Raw genomic sequence first — 8,130 nt, forward strand, 5'->3', positions numbered from 1 at the left:
ATATCAGTCATGTAGAAATCTCAACTTTTTCTCGCGTAGATTCAGGCTCTATCTGAACATCAACACCTCGGCCGGATTCTCACATTTTCCAGAAGTAATACTATTCAATACTAATCAACAATCCGGATTGCCATCGCCGTCAGTATCGCAGGGCGGATTCCCGCCGGCGAAGGCATAGTTGATTATGTTTACATATGCCGAAAAAACAATTCCGGTTCACGATCTTGTCAGGATCTACCAGTCCACAAAGGAAGTTACATGCTGACTCAATAAAACCACAATTTGACCCGCCAAAAATAATTAGGCAAGTCTATCGAAACTTCTTGCATTTGTCATCACGCTACAGTAAATTCCCGGCCGGATAATGCAAGGAAGGGTTGCATGTATCAAAAAACTATTACCGTTCTTTTTATTGTTTTAGCCGCAATTCTGGTTTATATCCTGCCAATCGAAAGCCTCGAGGAAGCGCCCCGCAGGTGTTTGGCAATCTTCGTTATGGCCGCTCTTCTATGGATCACAGAGATCATCCCGCTCTATATCACCGGTCTGGCTATTCTATTTGCCGAAGTGGTGTTTCTTAACCCGGTTTTGAAACTACCCTCGGAGACATACTTCAGCCCGTTTTTCTCCAATATAATCGTGCTCTTTCTGGGTGGATTCGTCCTGGCCGACACACTTCACAAGTTTCGCCTGGATGAACGAATCTCGCGCATGATCCTGCACAGGCTCGGTTCCAACCCGAAAACGATCCTTTTGGGGTTGATGATCACCTCGGCCTTTTTGTCGATGTGGATGTCGAATACGGCAACGGCGGCGATGATGATTGCGCTGTCGCTTCCGATCATGAGGGGTATCGATGCCGACGATCCCTACCGCAAGGCATTGATCCTGGGCATCGCCTTCGCCTGTAACCTGGGCGGAATCGGCACTCCAATCGGCACACCTCCCAACGCGATAGCAATCAAATTCATGTCCGATCATGGTATCGAGATCAGTTTCATGCGCTGGGTAATCGCATCATTGCCAATAGCGTTGATCCTGGTTATTGGAGCCTGGCGGATTATCCTCATGATGTATAAACCCAAAATACAGTCTTTAATCATCGATACAAAAACCAGCGAGCCGATTGGCGTCCGGCAAAGACTACTGCTTTTACTTTTTCTGATCACTATCGGTCTCTGGCTGACAACTGAAATCCACGGCATGGCCTCCGGTGTAGTCAGCATGATTCCGATAATAGTCATCTTCGGATCCGGCCTGATGGGTAAATCCGACTTCAAAAACCTGAGCTGGGATATTCTCTTTCTGATGGGGGGCGGATTGACATTAGGTGTGGCAATCCAGGAATCGGGCTTATCCGATTGGGTGATGTCCTATATTAACCTGTCTGCCTTTCCTCAATCCGCCACCAGCGCGATTGTGGCCTTTATTTCCGGCACAATGACATCGTTTATATCCAACACCTCGACTGCCAACCTGCTGATGCCGATGGTGATCGGGATCAAGGGAATGAGCCTGACTGCGGTCTGTATGGCGGTCGCGTGGGCGGCTTCCGCTTCCATGGTTCTGCCGATATCGACTCCGCCCAATGCTATCGCCTACGGTTCCGGTGAGATAAAAATTATCGATATGCTAAAAGCCGGCTTAATCGTGACACTGTTTTCTTTGATCATAATTACCACGCTCGGTTACCTGTGGTGGAAAGTCCTGGGAATTGTATAAGGAGTACTTATGGAATATACTGTAAAAGTAGAAACCTGCCCTAAATGCAAGTCGACAAAAATGAAAAACTACGTCGCCTTCAAGAAGCATAAGCGCATTACAGTCTATGTCGAATGTGCTGAATGCGGTGAGTTCGTAGCACGCTACAGGCTACATCGCTACCTCGACATTAACGAACCTTACGAGTCTTTTCTACACCAGATCTCGATGTTCAAACACGACTCCGGCCGTAAGACATTGAACTCATTCAAGGATTTCATTGCGGATGCCAAAGAGGAATTCAAACAGGTCAAACAAGACTGGCAGACCAAACCGGAGATGCGCAAGATTTACCAGATCTTAGAAGAGACCGGCGACGATCTCTATTCCGACGACGATGAGTTATAATAATTCGCCTAATCTCATCGGGGATTATGATGATGTATCAACCGTGATCCCTTTCTGCGACCTGTAAATCCTTCGCGTTGTTCCATACTCTGTACCATCTCGTTGTATGTAGATTAAGTCTTCATGACTGACTTGCTTAATTGGCATTTACAGTTTCACCGAGATATTACAAGACTTGAGCAATTCCCGCTAAGCACTCGATAATTGAATCAATTAAAGAAATTATCACTTTCGGGATACAAATACCAGTCTATCTATCCCGTACCGGCATCGTGGGAAGACGTTTTTTTAAGCGATGCGTGGTCTCATAAAAAGCCAGTTCAGGGCTCAGGTTGCGGTAAAACAGGCGTTTTAGCGAAAGCAGATTTCCCAGACCATGACGGGCATGCTCAAACGATCCGATTTCCTTAGCAAGCTTGGTCAGCACCGGGCTGAGATCACGGTTGAGAAGCTTGTCGTCGCCGGCACCGGCGGACTTAAGCGCGATATCATGGTAGAGCGTCTGCCAGATCGCCAGCAGGCTGTCGATCTGATTGCGGTCAAAGAAATTGATCATGCCGGTAAATTCCAGCCAGAATTTCTCGAATGATCTGGTGAACAGGTAAGCCAAAAGCGAAACCGCTGTCTCGCGCTGACTCAAAAAGTCGGAATCAGCCAGTTCCTCAGCCCGTGCCAATGAACCAAACGACAAACGCGCCATCAGGTCGGCCTCGTCCGCAGACAGCCCCGCGGACTCACGCAGGTGCAGAGCGATAGCTTCGGTTTCGATGCGTTTAAAGCGTATCTTCTGACACCGGGACCGGATAGTCTCCGGAAGCCGTTCGTAGTTATCGCTGACCAGTATGATCAGGCTGTTTGGGGGTGGTTCCTCGATCGTCTTGAGAAGTATGTCGAAACCGGCAGGCAAAGAAGCCTCGGCACGATCGATAATCGCCGTACGGAAATCACTCTCGACAGGCGCACGAGAGATATGTCTCTGGAAGTCACGGATATCGTCTAAGTGAATTGAAGACGATTTATCGTAGGTCACCGGGCTGTAAGGACTGCTCAGCCTCCGGTCACGATAGTGATTGACATATTTATCACGCTCCTCGCGTCCTTTGGCCGTATCCCTGGTGGGCGGAAGCGGATAGATCAGGCTCAGGTCGGGATGATTCAGGTTGAGAACCCGTTGTTGCTGGTCAGGTTCGAAAGTGGCCCGGTCACCGGCCAAAAATCGCGCACAGACAGCCCGGGCGGTCTTCCATTTGCCACATCCTGCCGGACCATAAAAAAGATACGATGACGCCAGCCTGCCACTCTGGATCAGCCGTTCGAATAGTGCGGAAATCTCAGGTTGTTCAGAAATTTTCTGCATACTTCAAGATACGAAATTGAATCCGTCCGGCAACAGCTTTTGTGTCATTTCAGCCATTCGACCGGATCGAATGATTCCTCGCGGTTGCGCACACCAAAAAACAGGGCCGGACCGACATCGGAACCACTCTGGCCCGAAAGTCCGATGATATCTCCCGCCTCGACCGCTTCACCCCGGACGACGTCGATACGGGAGAGGTGACCGTAAAGTGTGTACCAGCCCTCGCCATGAGCAAGTATCACCATATTGCCAAAACCGCGCAGGTAATCGGCATGAGCCACTTTGCCAGAGACAGATGCGACAACCTCGGTTCCGACTTCAACCTCGATCGCTATACCCGGAAAGAAGGTTTCAGTACCTGTCTGGTTGTCATATTTTCTACCAAAATGCTGAATAATATGACCTTCGACCGGGCGAATCAGCCGTCCCTTCATACGGGGAAATTCAGCTTTGCTATCCCCGCTTCCGAGATCCTCTGTCAACTCAGCAAGTTGCCGGCGGTTTTCTGATGTTTCCTCCAGGTACTGCTGTTTGAGGTCGACATCGCGCTCGATTCGTGTCAAAAGCTTCTGCTTCTGGTTACGTTTCATGTTCAACAGACTTTCTTCGAGGTTTTTGCGTCGGACGAGTTCCCTGGTTTCATCATTAATTCGATTCAGACGAGATTGTTTGCCTTCAAGGTCAGCCTGAATGGCCATGATACTGTCTAGGTTGGTTTTCAGACCATTGACGGTTGCCTTGAAATAATGCGCCTGCCGGGCGGCCTGGTGTATATCTCCCGCCAACACCAACAGCGTGGGGCGCGGACGATAGCTCATGTAAAAGCTCTTGAGATTTATTGCCAGGCTCTCTTTTAACCTGGCAACCGCCTGTTTCTTGCTTTTGATTTCGCCCGTCAACTGCTCGATTTCTGATTGAGTACGGTCCTGGCGTTTTTCCAGCCGGGCGATCAGACGCGAGGTCAGACTGAGTTGTTCCTGTAAAAGATAAACCTGCTCGACCGCTGACTGGCGAACTTCCAGCAAACTGTCGAGTTCCTGCTTCTTGCGGGAAAGCTGTTCGAGATCAAGATCGGAATTACGACTGACTGCTGGGCTTAAAAACAGCAGTAATATAAACACCAATAGATATAATGATCTATTCATAGCTCGGGATCTTCATCGGTTTTACTATCGCCAGTATGATCGAGAGTGCGCTGAATACAATTGCCAGGGCGACCAGTTGCTGGGGCTCGAAAAATTTGACGGCTACAAAATAGCGATCGATGTAATCTGAGGCCATTTTTAAAAGTGCGAAACTAAGCAGTATATTAAATATCGCCGCGCACAATGACCAGAGGTAGACCGGTATACGAATCTCGAATCGGGACAATCCCATAAGATAAAACTTGCCGGCATCCGGCTGATGCTTCAGCCACAGGTGAGAGAGCGTCATCTGGAATAGAAAGATATATGCCGCCACCACCAGAACCATAAACACCGCTGAGACCTTGATAAAGTACGAATTGAAATTTTCGAGTTCCGACAACCATTCCCCGGCGAAGACCGCCTGGTCGGTATGTTCGAACTTCTCGACCTCCTGCTTGAGGATTTCTAAATAGGTGCGGTTCTTGTAATTGTCAGAGGGATAGAAGACCACGCTCATCGGGAGGGGATTGTAACCCAATACACGGGTCGGGTCCTCGCCCAGTATCTCGGTCATCTTGTCCAGAGCGTTCTGGCTGGTAACAACTTCGAGGTGATCGAAACCCGGCTGTGAATTCAGATACATCTTGAGGGTATCCAAAGCCGCTGAATCGACAGTGGGCTCTAGAAATATCTCCAGCGAATAACGGTTCTCGAAACCCTTGACCGACTGTTCCAGATTGTATCCCACCAACAGGAACACTAACCCGATTAAAAGTATCAAGGTCAGCGGAAGAGATGTCTTCAAGATCAGAAACTTGTAGCGATATATGAACCTGAAAGTTTCACCAAGCATATACTTATTCCTTCAGGCTGATCCTCGGCCAGTTAAACATCTCTCCCACCTCGGCAAGAGAAAATGTGAATATTACAGCGCTCCCGGAGTTGACCAGGGCGTTCAAACAGTTTTTCATCCAGATTTTCTTCTCATTATCGAGCGCGGCGAAGGGCTGATCGCAGATTACCAGCCGGGGAGATTTAAGGACAATTCTCAGCATCTCGACCGCCCGGGTCTGCCCCCATGAAAGCGAACTAATCGGTTTACGATTCATCCCCCCCAGGCCGATATCGTAAAGCCTGTCCCGAATCGTATTCTTGTCGACTCTGATTTTAGCGAGTTTCAGGTAGACCTGTATATTCTGCATCAGGTTGTATTTGTCAAACACCAGCGGTTCCTCCAGCATGAATCCGATCCTGCGCCGAAACGCGGTGGTACGAGCTTTTCCCGGAATCAGCTTCAAATGATCCTCGAACCTGATCGAACCATCATAGCCCGGTTTCAACCCGAGCAGAATCTTGGTCAGGGTCGTCTTACCGGAACCGGTCGGCCCGGAGACCATAAGACCGTTCGAAGGACCGATTTCAAATGACAGATTTTCGATCAGAAACCTTCGGTCCGAAAGCCTGTAATTCAGTTTGTCGACTTCGAGTATTGCCATGATAGATTGATAATTGTAAAAAAAACGCCCACAGGCAAGGGATTTTGGTTGACATCAGGTACGTCGCGGGTAGCTTTTATGAAACAAAAAGGAGATCAGCGATGAAATACAGAATCGGTTATATCCTCGTAATCACAGTTACAGCCATGCTTCTATGCGGATGTTCGCAGAAAACGATCGAGGAGATGGAATGGGCTTTTCAGACCAGCAACACGACTGAAGATATAATGAGCATCAGCTTCGCGGACAAGAATCATGGCTGGGCGGTCACTGCGGATGGCAGTATCCTGGCCACCGAGGATGCCGGAGAAACCTGGACGGCAAAGAAAATAGCCGAAAATCGCCTGACCAGCGTCTGCGCTGTGGACAAGGAAGTTGTCTGGGCGGCCGGTCTCAATGGCAGTCTCTACCAGTCCACTGACGGCGGAGTTGTATTCAAGGATCGTGCTTTCGATCCGGAGGAAAACGCTATCGAGATAGATTTCTGGGACGACGACCACGGTATTATCCTGGCTAACCGTGTGGACAGCGACGGTTCGATCTATGGCACAGTCTTTCGTACCAGCGACGGAGGTGCGGACTGGAGCGAGGTCTATGTCGCGCTGGACAGCGCTACCGCATTGGATATACTCGAGGAAGGCCGGGGATGGATCGCCACCCGGGGAAGCATCTGGAACACTACCGACTACGGCGCAAACTGGGAAGAAAATGTAATTGGAGAGGCTATCTCGATAAACGACCTGCATTTCGATGATTATTCCTACGGTTTCCTGGTGGGAGATTCGGGCACATATTACACATCTTTTGACGGCGGATGGTCATGGGATAACCGGGGAGGCGCATTTCCCGAACGGCACCTGTCTGCACTCGAGTTCACCGATCGCTTCAACGGTATCATCGTAGGACAGGGCGGTATTATCCTTTATACCGTCGATGTCGGCGAGCATTGGAATTTCGATGACCAGCTGACTTCCAGCGACCTCTATGATATCACCTCGGTCAAGAATCGCTTCTATATCTGCGGAGCCGGCGGTACTATTATCAGTATTCACTGATCGCGAAAAATTTGAATAATACAGCTTCTCACCTGTAAGCAATAATGAGTGCGTTTCAATTTACGAGGAGGTAATCATGGCTTACTCAGCAGGAGCGTCAGGAGCTGCGGCGGCGGCCGCCGCAATCGCCCAGGCGATCAAGGCTTCCGGGGCAATCGTTCAGCTCGATCAAGATAATTTTATGAAAATCGTCGGACGTGCGGGCGATCCTGTCGTGGTATGCGCTACAGCCGGTGTGTTTACAAAAAAATATCGTTACCTGACTTCTTATAAGGGATTGTTTTTCTATACCCAGTCTAAAAAGCCGCTGTCATTTTCAGGCAAAGTCGAATCCGTGGTGGCGGAAAAAATCTGGATTCCGGGATAATCACTCAGAGAGCTTTTATTCCCAAAAGGTTTTCACCGCGCCCCAGTTTCCTGCCAAAATCCTCCGCCAGCATGAAGTGGCTCTCATGCGGTCCGGAACCACCCGGCAGGTTGATCGGAGCTTCTACCCCGCCCATCCAGATCATTCCCAGAAAACGCGCGGTAGCTTCCATCGCAAGCTGGAGATAGTTCGAAGAATTCATGACATTTAAACCGGAATGTGTGCTCGCCAGAGCAAGCCCCTTGCCGGCCAGGTCGCTTGAGAAATCCGAGTTGATGAAATCCGAGAAGCGGTCGACATAAGTCTTCAATTTTCCCGATAACTGGTACCAGTAAACCGGCGATACCAGGATGATGATATCAGCGGACAGCATCATTTCCTTGAGCGTGGCCATATCGTCATTACCGGCTTTCGAGAAATCTCCCTTAAGGGCATCTCCAAAGTAATCAGGCCAGACGTCAGTCACGTTGTAATCATATATATTTATTTCTTTTATTTCAGCCTGTTCCGAACCGAGACCGGCCACCAGGCTTTTACCCAGCCTGCTTCCGGTACCGTCTTTATCCGGACTGCCATATACAATTAATGTCTTCATCAGAACTCCTTTGCACAATAGTCA

General features: G+C 49.2%; 9 protein-coding genes. 4 read left to right on the forward strand and 5 right to left on the reverse strand.

The annotated features are described in order from the left end of the window. Positions 1-381 precede the first annotated feature (381 nt). The gene (locus GF404_13815) at positions 382-1,722 is read left to right on the forward strand and encodes a DASS family sodium-coupled anion symporter (GenBank protein ID MBD3383251.1); all 1,341 of its coding nucleotides are present in this window, start codon (positions 382-384) and stop codon (positions 1,720-1,722) included. 9 nt (positions 1,723-1,731) lie between these two features. After that, positions 1,732-2,109 (forward strand): hypothetical protein, encoded by a 378-nt coding sequence (locus GF404_13820; protein ID MBD3383252.1) that lies wholly within the window; start codon positions 1,732-1,734, stop codon positions 2,107-2,109. A 250-nt stretch (positions 2,110-2,359) separates the two neighbouring features. On the opposite strand, the gene GF404_13825 is transcribed toward GF404_13820, so the two are convergent. Genes GF404_13825 through GF404_13840 form a run of 4 tightly spaced genes read right to left on the reverse strand, consistent with a single transcriptional unit; the run spans position 2,360 to position 6,089 of the window. Further along, entirely contained in the window at positions 2,360-3,466 is a 1,107-nt protein-coding gene (locus GF404_13825) for a hypothetical protein (protein MBD3383253.1), read from the reverse strand. Between the two features lie 44 nt (positions 3,467-3,510). Next, positions 3,511-4,611 carry a peptidoglycan DD-metalloendopeptidase family protein gene (locus tag GF404_13830; protein MBD3383254.1) on the reverse strand — a complete coding sequence of 367 codons (1,101 nt, stop codon included), beginning with the start codon at positions 4,609-4,611 and terminating at the stop codon, positions 3,511-3,513. Next, positions 4,604-5,446, reverse strand: coding sequence for a hypothetical protein (locus tag GF404_13835; GenBank protein ID MBD3383255.1), 843 nt, complete (start codon positions 5,444-5,446; stop codon positions 4,604-4,606). Before GF404_13835 ends, GF404_13830 begins: the two co-directional genes overlap by 8 nt. 4 nt (positions 5,447-5,450) lie before the next feature. Further along, positions 5,451-6,089, reverse strand: coding sequence for an ATP-binding cassette domain-containing protein (locus GF404_13840; protein MBD3383256.1), 639 nt, complete (start codon positions 6,087-6,089; stop codon positions 5,451-5,453). A 101-nt stretch (positions 6,090-6,190) separates the two neighbouring features. Between GF404_13840 and GF404_13845 the strand changes: the two genes are divergently transcribed. Together GF404_13845 and GF404_13850 are read left to right on the forward strand one after the other, a co-directional pair. Further along, positions 6,191-7,144, forward strand: a complete 954-nt coding sequence (locus GF404_13845) for a hypothetical protein (GenBank protein MBD3383257.1) — start codon at positions 6,191-6,193, stop codon at positions 7,142-7,144. Between the two features lie 76 nt (positions 7,145-7,220). Next, positions 7,221-7,511, forward strand: a complete 291-nt coding sequence (locus tag GF404_13850) for a hypothetical protein (protein MBD3383258.1) — start codon at positions 7,221-7,223, stop codon at positions 7,509-7,511. A gap of 4 nt (positions 7,512-7,515) precedes the next feature. Here the strand turns inward: GF404_13850 and GF404_13855 are convergent, their stop codons facing one another. Beyond that, positions 7,516-8,124, reverse strand: a complete 609-nt coding sequence (locus GF404_13855) for a hypothetical protein (GenBank protein MBD3383259.1) — start codon at positions 8,122-8,124, stop codon at positions 7,516-7,518. Positions 8,125-8,130: the final 6 nt, after the last annotated feature.

The organism is Candidatus Zixiibacteriota bacterium, from assembly GCA_014728145.1.
Taxonomy (GTDB): domain Bacteria; phylum Zixibacteria; class MSB-5A5; order JAABVY01; family JAABVY01; genus WJMC01.